Source organism: Brenneria uluponensis (assembly GCF_032395385.1).
Lineage (GTDB): Bacteria > Pseudomonadota > Gammaproteobacteria > Enterobacterales > Enterobacteriaceae > Prodigiosinella > Prodigiosinella aquatilis.
This window is the reverse complement of sequence record NZ_CP135917.1, coordinates 1711349-1732302: the sequence shown is the minus strand read 5'-3', so window position 1 is coordinate 1732302 and position 20954 is coordinate 1711349. Positions and strand designations below refer to the sequence as shown.

The following is a 20954-nucleotide window of genomic DNA, read 5'->3' as shown; positions in this document are numbered from 1 at the left end:
GACGGATATTATCTTTTCCTAAGCAAGTAACACACTCTCTGGGAGCAAATTTTAGTGGCATTCACGATATTCATCGCTGTTTTCATACTGAAATAGATTTAATCTTACCAAGTCGAATTCGAGATTAGATGATAAAAAAAGGTAGCGGAGATTCCTCCACTACCTTGAGTAATTACCATGTATATTGACGCTAACGATTACTCAATACCACGGCTACGCAGGTAATCTTCGTAATTACCGGAAAAATCCACCACTTTCTGCGGTGTAATTTCCAGAATACGTGTCGCCAATGAGCTAACGAATTCGCGGTCGTGCGACACAAACAGTAACGTACCTGGGTACATTTCCAGCGCCATGTTCAGTGATTCAATGGATTCCATATCCAGGTGGTTAGTTGGTTCGTCCATCACCAATACATTCGGACGCTGCATCATCAGCTTGCCAAACAACATACGGCCTTTCTCTCCGCCGGATAATACCTTGACATTCTTTCTGATATCGTCCTGGGAGAACAGAAGACGACCCAATACACTACGTACCGCCTGTTCGTCATCCTTTTCCTGTTTCCACTGACTCATCCAGTCAAATACGGTGAGATCGTCCTCAAACTCATATTCATGATCCTGAGCATAATAACCAATTTTTACATTCTCAGACCATTTCACCGTACCGGCATCCGGTGGTAAATCACCGACCAGTGTTTTCATCAGCGTCGATTTACCAATCCCGTTATTACCGAGAATAGCCACCTTGTCGCCGACTTCAATCAGCAATTTTAGCTGGCTGAACAGTGGGCCATTATCAAAACCCTTAGTCAGTCCTTCCACTTCTAATGCGTTACGGAACAGTTTCTTATCCTGTTCAAAACGGATGAACGGATTCTGGCGGCTGGAGGCTTTCACCTCTTCCAACTGGATTTTTTCTATCTGACGGGCTCGGGACGTCGCTTGACGGGATTTGGAAGCATTGGCACTGAAACGGCTGACAAATGACTGCAATTCAGAGATCTGCGCTTTTTTCTTGGCATTATCCGCCAGCAGACGCTCACGAGATTGCGTCGATGCCGTCATATACTCGTCATAATTTCCGGGATAAATACGCAACTCACCATAATCCAGATCCGCCATATGGGTACATACCATATTCAAAAAGTGACGGTCATGGGAGATGATGATCATGGTGCTGTTACGTTCATTCAGCACCTGTTCCAACCAACGAATCGTGTCAATGTCCAGGTTGTTGGTCGGTTCGTCCAGCAGCAGAATATCAGGATCAGCAAATAATGCCTGTGCCAGCAATACACGCAACTTCCAGCCAGGCGCAATTTCACTCATCATCCCATAGTGCTGTTCCAGCGGAATACCGACGCCCAGCAGCAACTCACCAGCACGGGCCTCGGCAGTATACCCATCCATTTCGCCATATTTTATTTCCAGATCAGCGACTTTATACCCATCTTCTTCGCTCATTTCCGCCATGGAATAAATATGGTCACGTTCTTCCTTTACCGTCCACAGCTCAGCGTGCCCCATAATCACCGTATCCAGTACAGTATGGTTTTCAAACGCAAACTGATCCTGACGCAGTTTCCCCAATCGTTCATTAGGTTCGAGAAACACGTTGCCCGCGGTCGGTATCAGATCACCGCCAAGGATTTTCATAAAGGTGGACTTACCGCAACCATTGGCACCGATCAACCCATAGCGGTTACCATTGCCAAACTTCACGGAAATGTTTTCAAATAGCGGCTTACTGCCGAATTGCATCGTAATATTGTTGGTACTTAACACAGCACTTACTCACGTTAAAATGTGATTTGGCGCGCATTATGCCATAAGCCGGAGTCAGAATCCCGGTCAGATTTGTGTGAGTTTTAATCTCTTCTGACCCAATATTTATCCCCCACAGGACAAATGTCTTTCAATAACCATAATATGGGCACTTTCATTGCCCAAAAAGGAGTGCCCGATGCCGTCAGAACGTAAGTTTAAGCAAGTCGATGTCTTCACTCACCTTGCATACAAAGGCAACCCACTGGCCGTTATACTGGATGCTGACGGTCTGAGTGATGAGCAAATGCAAGATATCGCGCGCTGGACTCACCTTTCTGAAACCACCTTCGTATTTCCACCTACCGACCCGGCAGCCGATTATCAGGTGCGCATCTTCACACCGGTGTCAGAATTTCCCTTTGCTGGGCACCCCACGCTGGGCACCGCACATGCCTTATTGGAAGCAGGACTGAAACCACATGTTTCCGGCCAGCTTATCCAGCAGTGTGGCATTGGCCTGGTATCCATCAATATCGCCGCCGATGGTCAGCTCGCGTTTCGGGCACCCGAGGCCTGCATTGACGTCATCCATGAAGAACTATACCCATTGATTGATGCGACACTACAACACGGTTTGAGAGATCACCGTTATGCGCCCGCCAACGTCCGTATGGGGACCTGCTGGATTACGGTACGCATGGAAACAGCAACAACCTGCCTGAATGTCCGGCCCGACCTGGCATCGCTCGAATCTCTGCTTCAACAATGCCAGTCCAATGGATTTGCCCTTTACGGGCCTCATGACAACACAATGCAGGACGATTATGAAGTCAGAGTATTTACCATAGAGAATGGACAACTGGTTGAAGATCCGGTGACAGGTAGCGCCAATGCCTGCATCGCCCGGTTACTACAAATGGAATATTATCCAGATAACATGGACACAAAGCTGAAGCTGGGTTACAGCGTCCGTCAGGGCACAATCCTCAATCACAGTGGACGAGTGAAGGTAGCTTATATCGATGGACATCCCTGGATCGGGGGATACAGCCAAACCCTTATCGACGGTATTATCAAAATCTAGCATTACTCATCAAGATACCAATAATAGCGGGGAAGCATGGCTGGCTAACCCGTTTCGTTTTCTGCCCGCAGAATAATGAGAAAAGCCAATACAATATAATTTTTTATTTTTAATACTCCAGGGTAATGAAATATAGCATTCTCCTGTCAGATTGATGATAAAACCAATTTTTAGGGGGCACGCAGCGATAAGTTCGTCTCCGTCAGCCGATGGCGCGCCTTGCGCTGTGGTTGCCCCGCCTATCTCGATCTGCAAGACGCCTTTATCATTGCCGCACGGCTAAAATCACTCATCCGGAAATATTTTTGTGTTCAATCAGGCACAACGTGGTGACGCCGCTTGCCGACTCGTTAAACCAGACCCGTAGCTGCACGCCCTCGCAGTAGGCGTCAGCCAGGTTCTCCGCCAGTTCGAAACATAATAAATTCTGCGGCAGATCCATACTTATCAATTTAGCCGCAGAAAAATTGAAATACCGCCCCACCGCCGGATATAGCGCTTTGAATATAGATTCTTTGGCAGAAAAAATATGCGTAAAGTATTTATCCAGCCCTTCACTCATCGTGTTAACCAGCCACCGTTCACGCTGATCGAGTACAACCTTGCCAAGCTCTTCTGCTGCGTTTGCCTGAACAACCCAATTTTCTGTATCGACTCCAACTGCAACATAATCTTTTTTCTTAGCAACAATACATATGGCGCTATCGTTACTGTGGCTGATCGATCCCAGCAAATGTTCCGGCCATATCGGGCACCGGTTGCTATCGCTAAATACATTAAACTGTTGTATTCCCATTTCGGTAAGACACTGCTTTGCCAAATAACGGCCAGCAAAATATTCGGCGCGCCTTTTTCCCGTCGAACATTTCACCGTGGCCGGCAGGAAAATATTTTCTTTTATAAACAAGTCGTCATCAAACCGACTGATATCGAACCAGCAATTGGCGACATGTAAATTCGCGTTGTACACTAAAGGGGAAACCGTCAGTTTCATAAATTGAGTCAGCAGAAATGAGCTAGAAAAAGACATTGTTATTTGCTCTACCTTTCCTGAACATCATTAAGTTTCTATCGTAATGCCAAGAAAATCTTGGTACAAGAATAAGGATCTAACATGATCGGTAAAGTTGCCGTTATCGGTGCGGGTGTCATGGGTACCGGCATCAGTCAGGTATTAGCAGAGCATCATATTGATGTCATCCTGGTGGATCTTGAGCAAGCTATTCTGGAAAATGCCCTGACAACAATCCGGCAAAATATTCGGCTAAATATGTTGATGGGCAAAATGAATCGGGATCTGGATTTGAATGTCCTGTTTTCACTTATCCACGTAACAACGTCACTAAATGATATTCAAGATGTTGATTTTGTTATAGAAAATACCACTGAAAAATGGACCACTAAAGTAAAAATCTATCCTGAGATAGATGATATTTGCCCTCCTGACTGTATATTTGCGGCCAATACTTCGGCCATTTCAATTACCCGCCTGGCCGATTTAACGCGGCGGGCAGACAAAGTGCTGGGCATGCATTTTATGAATCCGGTTCCGCAGAAACCGGTGGTCGAAACCATACGAGGAAAACACACCAGCGATGCCACCATTGATCGCGCAGCGTCATTCCTCGCTCAGATTAATAAACGCCACATTGTCGTGAACGATGCCCCTGGTTTTGTCGCCAACCGTATTTCCCATCTATATATCAATGAAGCTATCAGGGTCGTGCAAGAAAAAATCGGCAGTGCTGAACAGGTCGATGCCATTTTTAGACAATGTTACAACCATGAAACCGGGCCATTGGAAACGGCTGATTTAATTGGATTGGATACCGTATTACTGACGCTGGAAGAGTTATATCAACGTTTAGCGGATCCCAAATTCCGCCCGGCTCCGCTGTTACAACAGATGGTAGACGCTGGTCTGTATGGCAGAAAGTCTGGTCAGGGCTTCTATAAATATTAATGTGAAATAATCAACGTTAAAGACATAGCACACTCACTATTTTGATTTAATTAACCTCAGAATTAAAACCAAGAGATGAAAATAAATTTCACGCTCTTGTGTTGACCAGAAGTCCGGTTGGACAGATCTATCAGCGTCGCCAATACTGATTGAGCAGAATCAACAACCGCCTTCATCGCAAAAAACAAAGGGTATTGTATGGCTATTGACGCTTGGTTTCCTCTAGCTATTTACTATGAAGACCTGCCAGAACATGAGCAATATAAAGCGGTATATATTGAACGAATTAAGCAGTTGCGAGCGGGTTCCGGTGAAAAACGCACCTCAGAAACAGCCAGTTGGACGGGGGACGTGCATAAAGTCGATGGGATACATAACGACCCGGTTTTCGCCTGGTTAACACAGCAAATTGAACGCCATGTACTACTTTATCTAAAAACGCTGGGACACGATCTGGATAAAATTGAGTTATATATACAACGCTCTTGGCCAGTTATCGCGAATAAAGGCCAGTGGGTTTCACGTCACGCTCATCATAATGCCAACCTAAGCGCGGTTTATTATGTCTCTATCCCGAAAGAAGGCGATGCCGGACAGACTCGTTTTTTTAATGATAAAAAAAGTAACGAACTGTCTAATGGTATAGATTCAAATATGACCGAGGGCTATAGCGAATATAATGCATTTAATTATACTCATGTGAATTATTATCCTACTGAAGGGCGTCTACTGCTGTTTCCAGCCAAACAACCTCATGATGTGCTTGCCAACCAGACCGATGAAGAGCGTATCTCTATCTCATACGATATCATTATTACCGCCAGACAAAATATGGGTCAGGCAACCCCAGAATTTTTGATGCCCTCACCTGAAAACTGGAAAAAATTTGACAGTAGGCTCAGAAATACCCTATTGGCAGGCCCGCGAATCGATGTAGATGAAACACCGCGCCCAGTTTAACAGGATGAAAAATGCACCTCGCCACGATCACCCGTTATTACCAATCTATTGATGATTACACTCTGGTCCCGCACCAGGGGCATATCTTGTGGGATGCCGTTGTTTTCCCGTATATCTCCAGTGAAGCGCTTTGGCATGACTGCCAACAGCTTGTACAGGGTTTTCCCGAAGAGTACTGGTATCATGACTTCACCGGCACCGTGAAGCTACTGTTTGGCGGCGAGCAACAGCAAGCATTCAGGAACTCGGTGGATAAGCTTTACTGCTATTTGCGTGAGCGCAATATCCCACTGAACAATGCTACCGTACTCAATTTGTCCTTGCAGGTTCGAACGCCAGAAAGTTGTGAACCTTACCTGCGTGGCAGACATGCGTTGAGTGTTGATGTCCGCCTTGATTTCTCATCAGGTGACGCTGATACTGCTTGCTGGCTAGCGTTCGAAGAGGGCGAAGCGATACCACTCCTGCCCGGCGCTATGCTAATCAGTAGCGGGTTTCGACGCCACAAAGTCACCGGCGCCGCGATTGTGTTGCACTACGACGTCGCATTGCCTGAATTAGCCCGGGTAGCTACCCTGCAAGATCGTACTTTTCATCACCAGAACCTGGCTGATACCACCGTCTTTGCGGCCGCCACCGCCCTTCCTCTGTCACTTCCTACGCCACCGCTGGAGATGCTGCAACAGAAGGTAGAGTGGGTAAACCGGCAGGCGGCGATCCGCTACCGACTGGAAGGCAGCCCGGTAGTGAGAAGGTTCTTGATCGATAATGCCGAACCCGCCACCGCCACGCCAGAGGAAATTCAGTTAATTCGGCAACACGGTTTGCAGCAGCAGGATTACCGACAAACCCGCGTGATTGAGCAGGTTCCGGTATTGTCAGCGCAACAGTGCAGTCAATTGAAAGCGTACCTCGATCGACACATTACCGCCGTCGTGCCCGATTCAGTAGACGGCTACCCCGAGTATCAGGTCAATCTATCCATTGCACAGTTGACAGCGTTGCTGAATCAAGAAACCCTGGATAAACTGCTCAACTTGCCCTCTTTACTTCACGATGGTCAATCTGAAGGCGAAAACGAAACGCTACAATTCAATCTGTTTCTGCGGATTTATTCAGCACAAACCCGACCTTATATCGCCTTTCACTCAGATATTTGTACTTATACCTGTGTGATCGCCCTTAATGACCATCAGGAATTCAGCGGCGGCCAATTTCTGATGATGGCAGACGATGATCAATTACGGATCGCCCCATGGAAAACTGGCCACGCGGTGCTACATGCCGGCAATTTGATCCACGGCGTCAGCAACATCTGCGAAGGCAAACGCTATTCACTGGTCGTATTTGCCACTCGTGTTGAGTAAACAACACCAGTTAAAGACGTCCCTGAGCGTTATCCATTATTTTCAGCCCCATATCCCAACTGCTGAATAATGGCAGAGAGCACATTGATGTTGGGATATTTATAAAATGTCACCACCGGAATATCGACATTCAGCTGCTTTTTTATCATGTTGGTTATTTGCACAATAATGAACGAATCCATATTCAGCTGGAAAAAGTCATCATTGATGCCAATCTTATCCACTCCCAGTCGTTCTTGCATCATGGTACACAATGCCTGCTGCAAGGTATCTTCCGGTGCAACATATGGCGTATCCAACTGTGGCCTGGGGAAAACGGACCGGGGTTGATCCTGTAGACTATCCAGCGTTACCCACTGTTTAATACGCGCGTCAAGATCAGCTGTGGAGTGTACCAGCAAATCCGTCTCGTTCTGTGCCAGCGCCCACTCACAGGCGGCGATCCCTTCGGCTGGCGACATGGCGAACTTGTCCTGGGTAATGGTTACTCCTTCACGCTGTGCTTGCATACGTTCAGTTTGCCAACCGTCCCAGTTGACACTTAACCAGCGAAAATCGGCAGTCAGATTTTGTTGTTGTACAAAATAATCCATATAAATATTGGCGGCGATATAAGCCGCGTGCCCCAATCCGCCTAACACGCTGGAGATCGACGACATGCACAAACAAAAGTCCGGTTTTTTACCTTCAAATAGGGCGGCAAGCACCTGAACACCGGTTATTTTGGCGGCGAATATCTCCTCACAATCTGCCGGAGTTAAACTCGCCGTCGGCTTCAGATACATCTGACCGACCAAGCCAGCACAGTGTATGACACCGTTAACGGCACCACATATCTCCTCGGCCACAGCCAGCCCTTTTTCCATCGCGTGATAATCTGTCACGTCGGCACAGATAATCTCAACCTGTGCTCCCGACGCTCTCAGCGTTTGTAACCACTGGTGTTTCTCACGTCCTTTTTCCGTATTGTCATCCATTCCCCTGGTACTCAGGATCACACTGGCTTGATACTGGGTTGCCAGGTGGCTTGCCAGCAACCGGCCGATACCGCCAAAACCACCGGTAATAAGGTATACGCCCCGTTTACGGATCGGTGTCGCTGTGGTTTGAGCCGCATTGGCGGCTAGCCGCTCGTAACTCCGGCCCCATAAGCTGTTGTCCCGTAGTATCGCCGCTGCCGGCCGTGAGCTTTTCGCCATCAGGAAACGACATAGCTGCTGGATCAGCCGGGAACGCTGTCTCGGGTGGTCAGGAACCATCACATCAATGCTGTGGCACTGAATATGCGGGTGTTCTTGCGGAATGACCAGACAGGCGGCTTGCAACGCACCTTTCGCACCGGCTGTGTGCTGCTCGGCAGCGATCTGATATAGATGATTGCTGATGACGCTAAGCGTCACCTGCCGAAGGCTGGTTGTTTCTGCCAGCGCGTTGGCAATATGCAACAGGCTGTAAAAACCGACAGACATCATTGGAGCGATATCATCGGCATCAAGGGGATCCTCTGGCTTGCCCAGGCTAAAAAAGTGATACAGTTGTAGATCCTCGCCCAAACGTCCCCTCAGGGCGGAAAACAGGTCAAGATAATCCTGCAAACACGCCGGATTGATGGCAAAGCTACGTTCGCCGAATTGACGGAAAGAAGATGACTTGGCTACCGCTATCGGCGTATGTCCCTGCGCGGAAAGTATGCTACATACCTCGCTAGCGACACCGATGTCATCCATAAACACCAGGATACAGCCCGCTGGCGGCGGCGTGCCCGCGTCGTCTGACGCGAGCGCGAGCGGCCGCCAAGTCGGGCGATAAAACCATTGTTGTAATTCTGGTGTTTTATGGATCGTCTTGGTGACGCCCTGCCAGGCGGTTTCTGACAAAATAGACGGCTCAAGTGGGAAAAACTGTTTCTCAAATATATATCCCGGCAGTGGAATGCGTTTTCTCGCTTCGCAATGAAGTATCTGCCAGTCTTCAACGCCGCCGTGCAACCACATCTGGCCAATTTTTGCCAGAAAGTACCCATAGCTATCGACGGCTTCATGTTTGTTAGCCACCAGATTGATGGCCACAAGCCGAGTGGCCGTTGGCGCTTTAGAACGCAGCAAGACGCTCAAATCGTGCCCTGGGCCTAGCTCAAGCGCCACTCCCTCAACCTGTTCGAGCAAACAATCCAGCCCCTGGCTGAATTTCACCGTCTGCGTAAGATGTTGGCACCAAAAATCGCTGCTCGTTGCCTGCTCGGCAGTCACCCGCTTACCGGTTACGTTGGAAATATAGGGTATCTGTGGCGCATGAAAACGAACGTTAGCCAACGCCGCCTTGAACGCGGGCAGTATTTTTTTCAGTAGCGGGGAATGCGCCAGATGATGGATATCTACCGGGAAGCAAAAACAGCGCTGTGTTTTAAGCGCCTTTTCCAGTTTCAGCACATCGTCTTCAAGACCGCTGACGATCAGACTGGATGGATTCTCGATGGCAATGGATAACGAACCGCTTAACAGCGGAGTAAGCTGCTCTTTTGCCAGCGTCGTGCTGAGCATTTTACCTGCCGGCATGAGTTGCATCAGCCGTCCACGGATAATGATCAGATCCAGCGCATCCTGGTAGCTGAATACACCCGCAATACAGGCCGCTGCATATTCACCAAAACTATAGCCAATAAGCAACGAAGGCCGGATAGCCTTGCCGATCAACAGTTGGCCAAGCGCATATTCAAACATAAACAACAATGGCTGACTCAGCGCAGTGTCGGTCAAGGCGACGATATCATGATGCGCCGGATAGAGCACCTCAGCGATATCCTCGCCGGTCATTGTCTGATAGTGGCTAAAGCAGGCATCCATCACCTGCCGAAATAGCGGCTCCCGGTCATACAACGCCCTTCCCATATTGATGTATTGCGCACTTTGCCCGGGCAGCATAAAAGCGATCGCCTGCGGACCCCGTTTGCAATGGCCTGACAATATGTTCCCAGCCCCGGTACCGGTAAATGCGTCAATCGCTTCCTGAAGAGAGTGGCACATCACCGTAGTGCGATATTCAAAATGCGGACGACCAACCTGCAACGTATAAGCTACATCGGCCATCTTAATCGCCGGGTTCTGCTGCAAATAATCGCCCAGGCTAGCGCTGGCAGCGGCCAAAGCCGAAGGTGATTTGGCTGACAACGGCAATAACCAGGGGCCGGCGCTGTCTGCCGTAACAGTGTGATCTTCGTATCCCTGCAAAATCACATGTGCGTTGGTACCACCGATACCGAAGGCGCTCACCCCGGCGAAACAGGACGTCACGCCGCCTGATAGCGGCTGCAAGGTCGAATTTATCTGTAACCGACCGTCTTGCAAATTGATATTGGGATTAAGCTCGTGAAAGTGGAGGGTGGGTGGAATTTGGCGGTATTTCAGTACCAGGGCCGTTTTAATCAAGCCGGCCATACCAGCAGCACTGTTGGTATGGCCAATATTGCTTTTCACCGCGCCCAATACGCAAGCAGCACCAACGTTATTATCGCCAGCAAAAACTTTTTTCAATGCTTCAATTTCCACCACATCTCCCAACGATGTGGCGCTGCCATGTGTTTCGATATAGTTTAACTGTGCCGGCGTGATGCGCGCTCTGGCTAACGCCCCGTTGATTACCTCGACCTGGCCTTCCACGCTGGGTGCTGTGTATCCCAACTTACGGTTACCATCATTATTGATCGCTGTGCCTTTAATCACACAGTGGATTGAATCGCCGTCGGCAATGGCCCTGGTCAGTTTTTTTAGTAATACGACGCCGACGCCATCACTAAAAACAGACCCAGAAGCCTGTGCGTCAAACGCCCGGTGGTGCCCGTCAGCTGACAGTATCATGCCCTGTTCGTGTAAATAGCCCATTTTTTGTGGCAACCACACCGAAGCGCCACCGGCCAGCGCCATGTCGCATTCCCCTTGCAACAGGCTACTGGCTGCCAGATGTACCGCGACCAACCCGGTCGAGCAGGCAGTAAAAACGCTGAGGGTATTGCCCTTCAGACCGAGTTTGTAGGCGATACGGCTGGCGGAGAAATCTTTATCAGAGAGCTGTACTGTGGCGTATTGTTCAGAGGGTTTATCAGACCTGACCACAGCGGATGAGTGAACAGACGACCAATAGGGATGCGGCCCCCCTCCGGCATATAAGCCAATTTTTCCCGCATAACCCTGTGGATCGTAACCGGCGTGCTCCAGGGCTCGCCAGGCGCATTCATGCATTACGCGGGTTTGCGGGTCCATCGTTTGCGCCTCTTTGAAGCTGTAGCCAAAGAATGCAGCATCAAACGACTGAGACTCCGGCAGTATGCCTCTGGCCGGAACATAGCTGGGATCGCGGATCAAGGATTCCGGCACGCCAGCGCTGCGCAATTCCTGCGGGCTGAATCGGCTGATAGATTCGACACCCGCCAGCAGGTTTTGCCAGAATGTATCAATGTTCGGTGCGCCAGGGAATTGGGCCGCCATACCGATGATGGCGATATCCATTTCGTCGGCTACGGACGGAGGGGGGCTATCCCCCGGCTTGGTGCTTTCATCGGCGTTTGGTTCTGGGTCATCGCCAGACAGTTGAGGATCGTCAGTTGCCGCATCCCCTTCAATAAATCGCGCTAACGTATAAATGCTGTGATAGTTGAGAAAGTTGGCAATCGTCAGCGGCGTCTCTACCCGCTTATTGAGCTTCAGGTGCAGCCGCACCAAATCCACGGAGGAGGCCCCCAAATCAAAGAAATTATCATGGATACTGATGCCGCTAAAGCCGAAGTGCTCCTCGAAAACATCAGTGATCAACCGTTCCAGCGGGTTTCGGGCGTCGACAAACCGACTATTGAGATGGGTTCTGTCCTTGACCCGTAGCGGTAGGCCGTTGGTTTCGTCGGCAACAGTGGCCGACGCGATGGGAATGTGGTCCTGAGTATTGAGTTGCCCAAGCACATCTTTACCGGACACCAGTAGCTGGCAATTTGCCGTGTTCTGCACAATGTGCTCAATACAATCCAACCCATGCTCAACGGCTATTTGCCGCTCCCCCAACACCCGTTTTAAATAGGCATTATCCCAGCCTCTGGCGCCTTGCCACCGATCCCAGTTCACGCTTATCCAGGGGAGCCCCTTACTCATCTGATAACGGGCCATGCAATCCAGATAGTGATTAACACCGGCATAGGCCGCCATGCCAATCCCGCCTAACTGTGCGGAGATCGATGACATCAACAGACAAAAATCCAGCGACTTGTCAGCGAATATCTGAACCAACGCCTGCGTTCCTGCCACTTTGGCATCGAAATGGCGTCGGATGAACGCCTCATCCATATTCTCAATAACACTGACCGACTCTTCGCTCGCCCAGCCAGCGGCGTGAATAACACCATGGATCGGACCAAAAACCTGCTCGGCCTCAGTGACTGACTGTTGCAACTGATCCGGGTTGGCACAGGACCCCTGGCAGATCAATAGATTATTTTGCTTGCCCGACAACTGTTGTTGCTGATAGTCACTGAGCCCGTCGGAACGCGTAATAATGACGATTTTTGCCTGAAACTTATGGATTAAGCGCAGTGCCAAAGCGAAGCCAATATTGCCTAATCCCCCGGTTATCAAATAGACCCCACCCTGGCGAAAGCCAGGGGACTGCTGGCCGGTTAACCTGCTGGACTGCCAGTGCGCTAACCAGCGCTGTGCTGCGCGGTAAAGCACGATAACCTGGCCGCTTGGGTTAGCCAGTTCAAACAGCAGGCCAGCGGCAATATCGGCTACCTTGTCAGATTCAAAATCGACAAGCTGGCAATGAATGTCCCGGTATTCCTGATTGATGACCCGCGCAAAGCCGGTTTTAACCGCCTGACAAGCCGATTCACTGCCACCTTTATCGCTGTAAAGATATTGCGTAATGATTAACAGCTTCAGCTCTGCGTCGCCGTCCACCGCCTTGTAAGCCCGGATGATATTGACCAGCCCTGATAATGCTTTCTGGGCGTCCTCGCTATTTTCACCAGAGCCATAGTGCACCACTGTCCTCGGTAGCCGCGATGCCTGCTTCAGTCTGTGAAAACAGGCCGTCAACTGCTGTACATCGCTAAAGCAGGCGGTAAAACTATCGTCCGAGTCTTGCCCAGCTTTCTCACCATTGGTCACCAACAACGATTGCATACCGCTCGCCCACAGCCGTTGCTGCAAGTTGCTTCCTTGCAACCCTTGCTGCTGGCACAGCAATAAACAACACCCTTCCCCTTCGCAGGCGGTCACGGCCCCATCAGCCAGCCACATTGGCGTGTAACTGTGCGTTTGTTCTACATTTTCTGCTTTTAGCGAAACGGCTGGCTGTGCTCCCAGCCAGTGGCTTAGACGTGCAAATGGATAAGTGGGTAACGGCAGGATTTGGCGGCCAATACTTGATGCTGACGGTAACCGAAATGTTGCACCCACCTGCTGTTGCAAGGTTTGCAAACACTGCCGTAAGCGAGGAACTTGCTCGGTCTCTTGCCGCAGATTACGGTGGTACAACATAAGATCGATGGCGTTTTCCGTTCTGGCAGTACTGGAGACAGAAACGTAAAACCTGTCCTCACATTGCCTGATGAATTCCAGCGTTTCCCATTCCTGCCGCAGCTGCGAAATGGCATCCTGCCTGTCGTGACAAATGACCATTCTGCACCATGGCATCGGCGTTCTGGTCACCTGTAGGCTATAGGCCAGATCCGCCAGACAAACGGATTGCTGCTGCAAAAAGGTAATAAGTTGAGCCCCCATTTGCCGTAATGCCGATAAGTTTTTCGCCTGCAACAGCAGAAGATGCAGACAACCAGCCTTCTCTTGCGTCGGGGCAGCAATCTGCGGTGGTGCCTCTTCAAGCAGCAGATGGACATTGGTACCGCCAATACCAAACGAACTGACACCGGCTCGTCTTGGGCCTGCAATCTTTGGCCATAGTGTCCGCTGCGTACACACTGTCAGCCTGCTATTGGCAAAATCAAATCTGGAGGTAAGTTGTGTCAGATGCAGGCTGGGCGGGATCTCCCCGGTCTGAATAATTTTGGCCGTTTTGATCAGTGCCGCGATGCCGGAAGCGGTATTTAAATGGCCGATGTTGCTTTTCACGCTGCCAATATAACAAGGCGCTTTCGTATCGGAATGCCGTGGGATAACGGAATTTAATGCAGTCAGTTCAATGGGATCGCCGACCGGGGTCCCACTACCGTGCGTTTCAACATAACCGATATTATCGGGCACAATACCGGCATTGTGCTGCGCTTTGGCAATAACCGCCGCCTGCCCTTTAACACTGGGGGCGGTATAACCTACTTTCATTGCACCATCGTTATTAATCGCCGAACCTTTGATCACCGCCGTGATAACATCACCATCGGCTAGCGCCTGATGCAACGGTTTGAGCACCACAATACCTACACCATCGCCAAAACAGGAGCCAGAAGCCTGTTCATCAAAAGAACGGCAATGGCCATCCTGAGAAAACAACATACCTGGCTGATAGAGATACCCAGAGATGACAGGGAACTCCACCGATACCCCGCCCGCTACCGCCATGTCACATTCCCCCGCCATCAGGCTTTGACAAGCCTGATGTACCGTAACTGCCGAGGTGGAGCAACCGGTAAACAGGTTGATGGCCGGGCCATTCAGGTTGAGTTTGTGGGCGATTCGAGTCGCCATAAACGCTTTGTGGCTGAGCAGCGTGCTGACAAACTCGCCCAGACTGTCGCCTTCGGCAGAGTGTTTGACCTGCTCTTCCCAATAGGTATTGTGTGACGCCCCCAAAAAGCAGCCGATGGACAATTCGTGACTGTCTGGCGGATACCCGGCATTTTCCAGCGCACTCCAGACGCACTCGTAGGTCAATCTCACCTGTGGCGACAGCACTTGCGCTTCCCTGGGCGAAAACCCAAAAAACTCGTGATCGAAGCAGTCGGTATCGGCCAGATAGCCTTTAGCACTAACATAGTTCGGATCGTCCAATAACAGGGGGTCGATACCTGCGGCTAACAGTGATTCTCGTGAGAAAAATTGCACGGATTCAATACCGGCAAGCAGATTTTGCCAGTATGCCTCGACATTGACTGCGCCAGGGAACCGCCCAGCCATACCGATAATGGCGATGCCGCCGCCAGCCTCGGCATGAGGCGGTGTCAACCGGTGGATTGGCGGAGCAAGTGGTGCTTCATTGCTGGTCAGAAAATTGGCGTAAAGCCGTATTGTCGGGTAAGTATAAAATGCGGTAATGGGCAACTCTCTGCCCAATTGCAGCATCAGGTTTTGGTTGATCTGAAAAATATCCAGCGACGTCAGCCCCAGCTCAAAGTAGTTGTCATGTATGCCAACCTGTTGCAACCCAGTGAACTTCTGAATAATCGTCGCTAGCCGTTGCTCTTCGTGAGAGCCAGGGGCTACATAGTTGACATTCAGCGTCGGCCTTGGGCGGATATTAACCTGAGAATGGCTCGTAACGGCGTTGATAACCTGCTGAATTTGCGCCTGTCTGGTGGTAAAGGGAGCGGCGCAGATGACGATCTGGGACTGTTCTGCCGCCAATGCTCGTAATAATGCCAGCCCCGCCTGCGCGGCGCTTAAACCGACCCGCTGCTCGCTAATACGGTTGAAAATATCGTGCTGATTGAAAGTGGAATATTCAAGATCGCGCCAGTGATCCCAATTGACAGCAACGACTTTACTGACGATCCGCTGAGAAAAGTAGCGACAGAAATCATCAATGAAATTATTGGCCGAGATATAAGCGGCCTGCCCCGGCAAATTCAAAACGGCGGCGATAGAAGAACAGAATAACAGGAAATCCGGCGGCGCAGATTGCAGTATCCGGGATAGCGCCAGCGTCCCCTGAACCTTGCTGGAAAAGAATGCACGGTCAGCGTCAAGCCGACGGTTGACGATTAGCGCACCGTCCGCAACGCCGACAGCATGAATCACCCCCTGGATCCGGGGATAACGTCGATGAATTTGACTAAATACGTCTGTTATCTGACGAGGATCTGCCAGATCGGCATTCAGTGTCCATAGGGTGGCCCCCAATCTCCGTAGCCGTTGTGCCTGGCGGATCTTGATACTGATACGATCGTCGTGGCCGTGGTCGGCTAGCCAGGTTTCCCATTGCGCCGCTTGCGGTAACGGCGTCTTACCGATCAATATCAGGGTGGCTTGCCATTGTTGCGCCAAATACTGCGCTAATGCATAACCAACCCCGCCTAATCCGCCCAGAATAACGTAAACTCCCCGCTTTTTCAGCCCTGGAGCAGCGGCATTATATTCCGGCGCAATCATCTCTCTCAGCTGTGGCAGCCAACGCTGTTGACCGCGCAACAGAATTTTTTGTCCGCTGTTGCCGAACGGCCGGGTAATTTCTACCAGTAACTGCTGTTTTAGCTGTTCGGCAACCTGGGCTGTTGGTTGTGGCCAGTCAATTTCCAATACGCCGGTGTGTATATTCCCCGCCTCTGGGTGAATGGCCTGTAACGGCCCGGAGATAGCGGCCAGCTCGGGGGAAAAATCAAACTCATCCGCCAGGCTGTTACTGAGTAATATCACTTGTACCCGGTGCTCATGGCACAACGGTTGCAACGCTTTGAACAGTAAACAAACCCGCTGGTAAGCCAAGATAAATCGTTGATAGCTGTCCTGCTCTGTCAGCGGGTTTTCAACGATATTGGCCTGATGCACGATAAGCTTGGGTAAATGCCCCTGCTCGGCAATAATGCGGGCGAAAGCGTTGCCGTAATCCGCCTCAGTTACCAGGCTGTCCTGTGCCAGCACCATGCTTTTTACACCGATATCCTCCAGGCCATTTTCCAACATGCTGGCAAGCGTCGTTGGCTGGGTAATGAGTATTACCCCGTCTGCCAACAGGGAGGCATCCGGCTGCGGCGCGGTTTGTTCTGCCAGCTGCCACTCCGGGTAATAACAATAAATATCGATATCTTGCGGCACCGAGGTTTGCTTCGCATTCTCTGCATAGCTCGCCGGAACCTTTGGTGTGAGCGGATAACATTCACGGCTGAAGGGATAGGTGGGTAAAGGCAGGCGCCGATGTTGTTGATTTGGGTACAATAAGGACCAATCGATGCGGGCACCGGCCAGCCATCCCGTTGCCAACTGCTGTAACTGCTCCGCGAAAGCCGGTGTGCCCGATGCCGAGAGTAACGTCTGCTCTAATTCGCCCTGCACCTGATGGATTTTAGCGTCCGTTACTTGTTGTTGACGGGCTGGCAGTACCCCTGACAAATAGTCTTGGACCTCCTGCCTGGTCTGGCAAATAAAACAGCTTCTGAAGGGGAAATGATGTCTGCCTACCTGTAGGGTATAGGCAATATCGGCCAGCAACGCAGAAGGTTGTTGGCTGATATACTGCAGCATGAGCGCTTTTAGCGCACCCAGCTCCTGTGCCGTCTTGGCCGTCAGCAAAAACAGCAACGGTCGTGTTGGTTCGGTGTTGCAGGTCGCAACGGGCGCCTGCTCCAGAATGGCATGGACGTTAGTTCCACCGATACCAAAAGAGCTGACGCCAGCACGCAACACATTGCCCTGCCAGGGGCGATGTTGCTGGTTGATATAGAAACGGCTGTTCTCCAACTGTAAATTTGGATTGACCTGGTTGACGTGCAAGTTGGCGGGCAGTTGACGGTGCTGCAACATCAGCACCACCTTAATCAAGCCACCGATACCGGCGGCGGTATTCATATGCCCGACCTGGCTTTTTACTGAACCCAGCGCGCACTGGGGCAGCGTGACGTTTCCTGGCCGATCCAGTGCTTGCTTGAGCGCATCAATCTCAATGCTATCCCCCAATGGTGTAGCGCTGCCGTGCGTCTCAACATAGCTGATGGTTTCGGCATCCACCGCAGAGATTTGCAACGCCGCCGCGATCACCTGCGCCTGCCCCTGCATGGACGGTGCGGTATATCCTGCCTTTCCCTGCCCGTCATTGTTAATCGCGATGCCTTTGATCACGGCCAGAATATTGTCGTTGTCCTGCCGTGCCCGATCCAGTTTCTTTAGCAGCACCAGGCCAACACCATCACTGAAAACGCTGCCGCTGGCTTTGGCATCAAAACTACGATTAACGCCATCTTGAGCAAATAGCATCCCCGGCTGGTAAAAATAACCGCGCTTTATGGGGAGCAATACCGAAGCCGCACCGGCGAGCGCCATCTCACAGCTACCGGATAGCAACCCCTGGCAGGCCATCTCTACCGCCGCCAGCCCGGTGGAACAAGCGGTATACAGGGTGACGCTGGGGCCCGTGAGGTTTAATTTGTAGGAGAGCCTGGTAGCGGAAAAATCCTTGTCCGCCGACTGGGTATCCAGAAAATGCCGGGCATCCTGCGAGCCTTCGGATTGCCATTTGGCCTGCCATGCAGGATTGGGTGAAGCTCCCACATAGACGCCAATCGGACCAGCATAGTTAATCGGATCATATCCTGCATACTCAAACGCTTCCCAGGCACATTCATGCAGAAAACGCATTTGCGGATCCAGTTTCTCCGCCTCTGAAGGTGAATAATTGAAGAATCCGGCAGCAAAATAGTCACTGTCGTCAATAATTCCTTTTGCTCGGATGTAGTTCTCCCTGGCAAGCCACTGCTCAGGAATACCGCTGTCCGCAAGCTCTTGTTGGCTGAAATGGCTGACACTGTCCACTCCATTGCTCAGGTTGTGCCAGAATTCTTCACTGTTCCTGGCACCGGGAAACCGGCAAGAGATGCCGATGATGGCAATATCCTGAACGGTATCGCGCGTTGGGCCATTTGCGGCTGGCGGTTGTTCCTCGCTATTTCCCGTCAATCGTTGCCAGATAAAATGGCTAAGGGTACGAATGGTTGGGTATTTGAATAATACGCTGTCCTCCAATTCGATGGAAAACCGTTGGCTGAGGCGGGTTTTTAAGCGTAATGCCAAGGCTGAATCACCACCAATCTCTAAGAAATTATCATCTATGGCGATCGATTGTTCACTGAGCAATGATTTGAATAACGATAAAATCGACTCTGCGATCTGCTGAGGGGTATATTTATGGCTCGAACGCTCATCAGCATCGTGCTGGTTTTGGATAATATCGGCGAACTGCCCATTGAGATATTGTTGCTGCAACAGTGTGCGTTTTAATTTTCCACTGGTGGTTTTTGGCAACTGTTTTACTGGCAGAATATGGGCTATTTCCATATGAAACGCTTCCGCAATAGCGGCGGATATTTCGCGGCGCAAAGGGATAAAGTCAGCCGGTGCGCCTTTGAAGCGCACAAAACAAATAACCTCCTCTTGGCCCTGTGCATTTATTACGCCCACAACGGCAGTATGCTCAGCCCCTTGGATAGCCAATGACTCAATGTACTGCTCAAGATTAGTTGAGTAATAATTTTGCCCATTGATTGAAAATAACTCTTTGGCTCGCCCGGTAATATAGAGTTGGCCTTGATAAAATAAACCGAGATCTCCAGTATTCAAGCCGTACTTGTTGCCCAAGGCTTTTTCCGCTCGGTAATAACCACGGGTCACATTTTTACCTTTGATTGCAATGTAGCCCACCTGTCCATCGGCACAGACGTGTTCCTGCGGCGAAATAATATTCACGCTACAACCGGCAAGCGGCGTGCCCACCGCCACCAGGGTGATTGCATCATGACGCTCTTGGTTTTCTGTCCCAGCCAGGGCAATTGCCGTTTTCCCTGGCACCAGGCTTTCTCGCAAAAACGTAGTGACCGTCAGGCTGGAGCCGGGTTGAGGGAAGGTAACCGCCAGGCTGGCCTCTGCCATTCCGTATACAGGAAACAGACAGTCTGCATTTAATCCATGATCTTCATATACTGCTAGAAAGTCGCGGCACACCTGATAAGAAATCGATTCGGCGCCGTTAAATACCAGCCGTAAAGACGCCAATTGCAACGGGCTTATTTTCTCTGGCGGCACCTGCTTGGATAGATGTTTCAAACCAAAGTTGGGGGAAACGGTAATACTGGCGCGGGTTTGACTGACAAGTTCGAGCCAACAAGCCGGGCGGCGAATAAAGTTGGCTGTTTCAATAATGACTTGATCGCAACCAAATACCAGTGGAACCAGGTGAAAGCCAATCAGCCCCATGTCATGGCTTAAAGGCAGCCAACTGAGCGTCTTGTCCTGCTCGGTAATGCGTATTCTTTCGCCGATATCCTTGATATTACTGAGCACATTTTCATGGCTCAGTACCACGCCCTTCGGTTCACCGGTGGAACCAGATGAATACTGTATAAACGCGGTTTTCTGCCGATGGTTGTCTGGGAAGATAACGCCGTCCGATGGGCTATTAGCTACCAGTTCATCAACTATCAGCACCGCTTTACAGATACGTTCAATGTCCTGTGGCTCACATCGCTCACCAAGAAATGTAGCAATATTTTCTCGTTGTAATAGGCCGGTGAGGATAACGGGACGTTCACTCTGTTGGAAAACCTGCCATAACTTTTTTGCCGCTTCACTACTGGCCACGCAGGATAACGGAACTGGCACGTAACCGCCCAGCAGGCAGGCCCAAAACGAGATAAGAAATTGCAGGTTATCGCTTAATTGGATAATGACCTGTGAATCTTTGGGGACGCCACGACACCCAAGGCTTTGACAAAGCACACTGGCATCCCGTAATAACTGCGCGTAAGAAATAAAGCGTGGTTGCAAAAACCTGTCATACAGTAACATCCCTTTTTCACTTTTTGCGCTTGCGAACAGGCTATCAAGAAGATGACCAGCGTTTATTTTATCCATGCGATGCCTCTGTTACCTGAATGACGCATTAAATGA

7 protein-coding genes are annotated in these 20954 nt (G+C 50.4%); 4 read left to right on the top strand and 3 right to left on the bottom strand.

Translation table 11 applies throughout. The features are described from left to right. Positions 1 to 197 precede the first annotated feature (197 nt). Positions 198 to 1766, bottom strand: coding sequence for an ABC-F family ATPase (locus RS889_RS07995; protein ID WP_425475144.1), 1569 nt, complete (start codon positions 1764 to 1766; stop codon positions 198 to 200). Between the two features lie 202 nt (positions 1767 to 1968). On the opposite strand from RS889_RS07995, the gene RS889_RS07990 reads away from it, so the two are divergent. Next, positions 1969 to 2856 (top strand): PhzF family phenazine biosynthesis protein, encoded by an 888-nt coding sequence (locus RS889_RS07990; protein WP_315710144.1) that lies wholly within the window; start codon positions 1969 to 1971, stop codon positions 2854 to 2856. Between the two features lie 289 nt (positions 2857 to 3145). Here RS889_RS07990 and RS889_RS07985 read toward each other — a convergent pair whose 3' ends face one another. Then, entirely contained in the window at positions 3146 to 3886 is a 741-nt protein-coding gene (locus RS889_RS07985; RefSeq protein ID WP_315710143.1) for a 4'-phosphopantetheinyl transferase family protein, read from the bottom strand. Positions 3887 to 3970: 84 nt separating this feature from the next. Between RS889_RS07985 and RS889_RS07980 the strand changes: the two genes are divergently transcribed. The 3 genes from RS889_RS07980 (at position 3971) to RS889_RS07970 (ending at position 7146) form a co-directional block, all read left to right on the top strand. Then, positions 3971 to 4819 (top strand): 3-hydroxyacyl-CoA dehydrogenase family protein, encoded by an 849-nt coding sequence (locus tag RS889_RS07980; protein WP_315710142.1) that lies wholly within the window; start codon positions 3971 to 3973, stop codon positions 4817 to 4819. A gap of 198 nt (positions 4820 to 5017) precedes the next feature. Then, positions 5018 to 5779: a TIGR02466 family protein gene (locus tag RS889_RS07975; protein ID WP_315710139.1), complete on the top strand. Its 762-nt coding sequence runs from the start codon at positions 5018 to 5020 to the stop codon at positions 5777 to 5779. An 11-nt stretch (positions 5780 to 5790) separates the two neighbouring features. Continuing rightward, on the top strand, positions 5791 to 7146 hold the full coding sequence (locus tag RS889_RS07970) for a 2OG-Fe(II) oxygenase (protein WP_315710137.1): 1356 nt from the start codon (positions 5791 to 5793) through the stop codon (positions 7144 to 7146). A 29-nt stretch (positions 7147 to 7175) separates the two neighbouring features. On the opposite strand, the gene RS889_RS07965 is transcribed toward RS889_RS07970, so the two are convergent. Beyond that, positions 7176 to 20918: an SDR family NAD(P)-dependent oxidoreductase gene (locus RS889_RS07965; RefSeq protein WP_315710136.1), complete on the bottom strand. Its 13743-nt coding sequence runs from the start codon at positions 20916 to 20918 to the stop codon at positions 7176 to 7178. Positions 20919 to 20954: the final 36 nt, after the last annotated feature.

Bases quoted from the DNA above. Each gene is read 5' to 3' on its own strand.
- RS889_RS07995 (WP_425475144.1), bottom strand. From the start codon at position 1,766: ATGCAATTCGGCAGTAAGCCGCTATTTGAAAACATTTCCGTGAAGTTT.
- RS889_RS07990 (WP_315710144.1), top strand. From the start codon at position 1,969: ATGCCGTCAGAACGTAAGTTTAAGCAAGTCGATGTCTTCACTCACCTT.
- RS889_RS07985 (WP_315710143.1), bottom strand. From the start codon at position 3,886: ATGTCTTTTTCTAGCTCATTTCTGCTGACTCAATTTATGAAACTGACG.
- RS889_RS07980 (WP_315710142.1), top strand. From the start codon at position 3,971: ATGATCGGTAAAGTTGCCGTTATCGGTGCGGGTGTCATGGGTACCGGC.
- RS889_RS07975 (WP_315710139.1), top strand. From the start codon at position 5,018: ATGGCTATTGACGCTTGGTTTCCTCTAGCTATTTACTATGAAGACCTG.
- RS889_RS07970 (WP_315710137.1), top strand. From the start codon at position 5,791: ATGCACCTCGCCACGATCACCCGTTATTACCAATCTATTGATGATTAC.
- RS889_RS07965 (WP_315710136.1), bottom strand. From the start codon at position 20,918: ATGGATAAAATAAACGCTGGTCATCTTCTTGATAGCCTGTTCGCAAGC.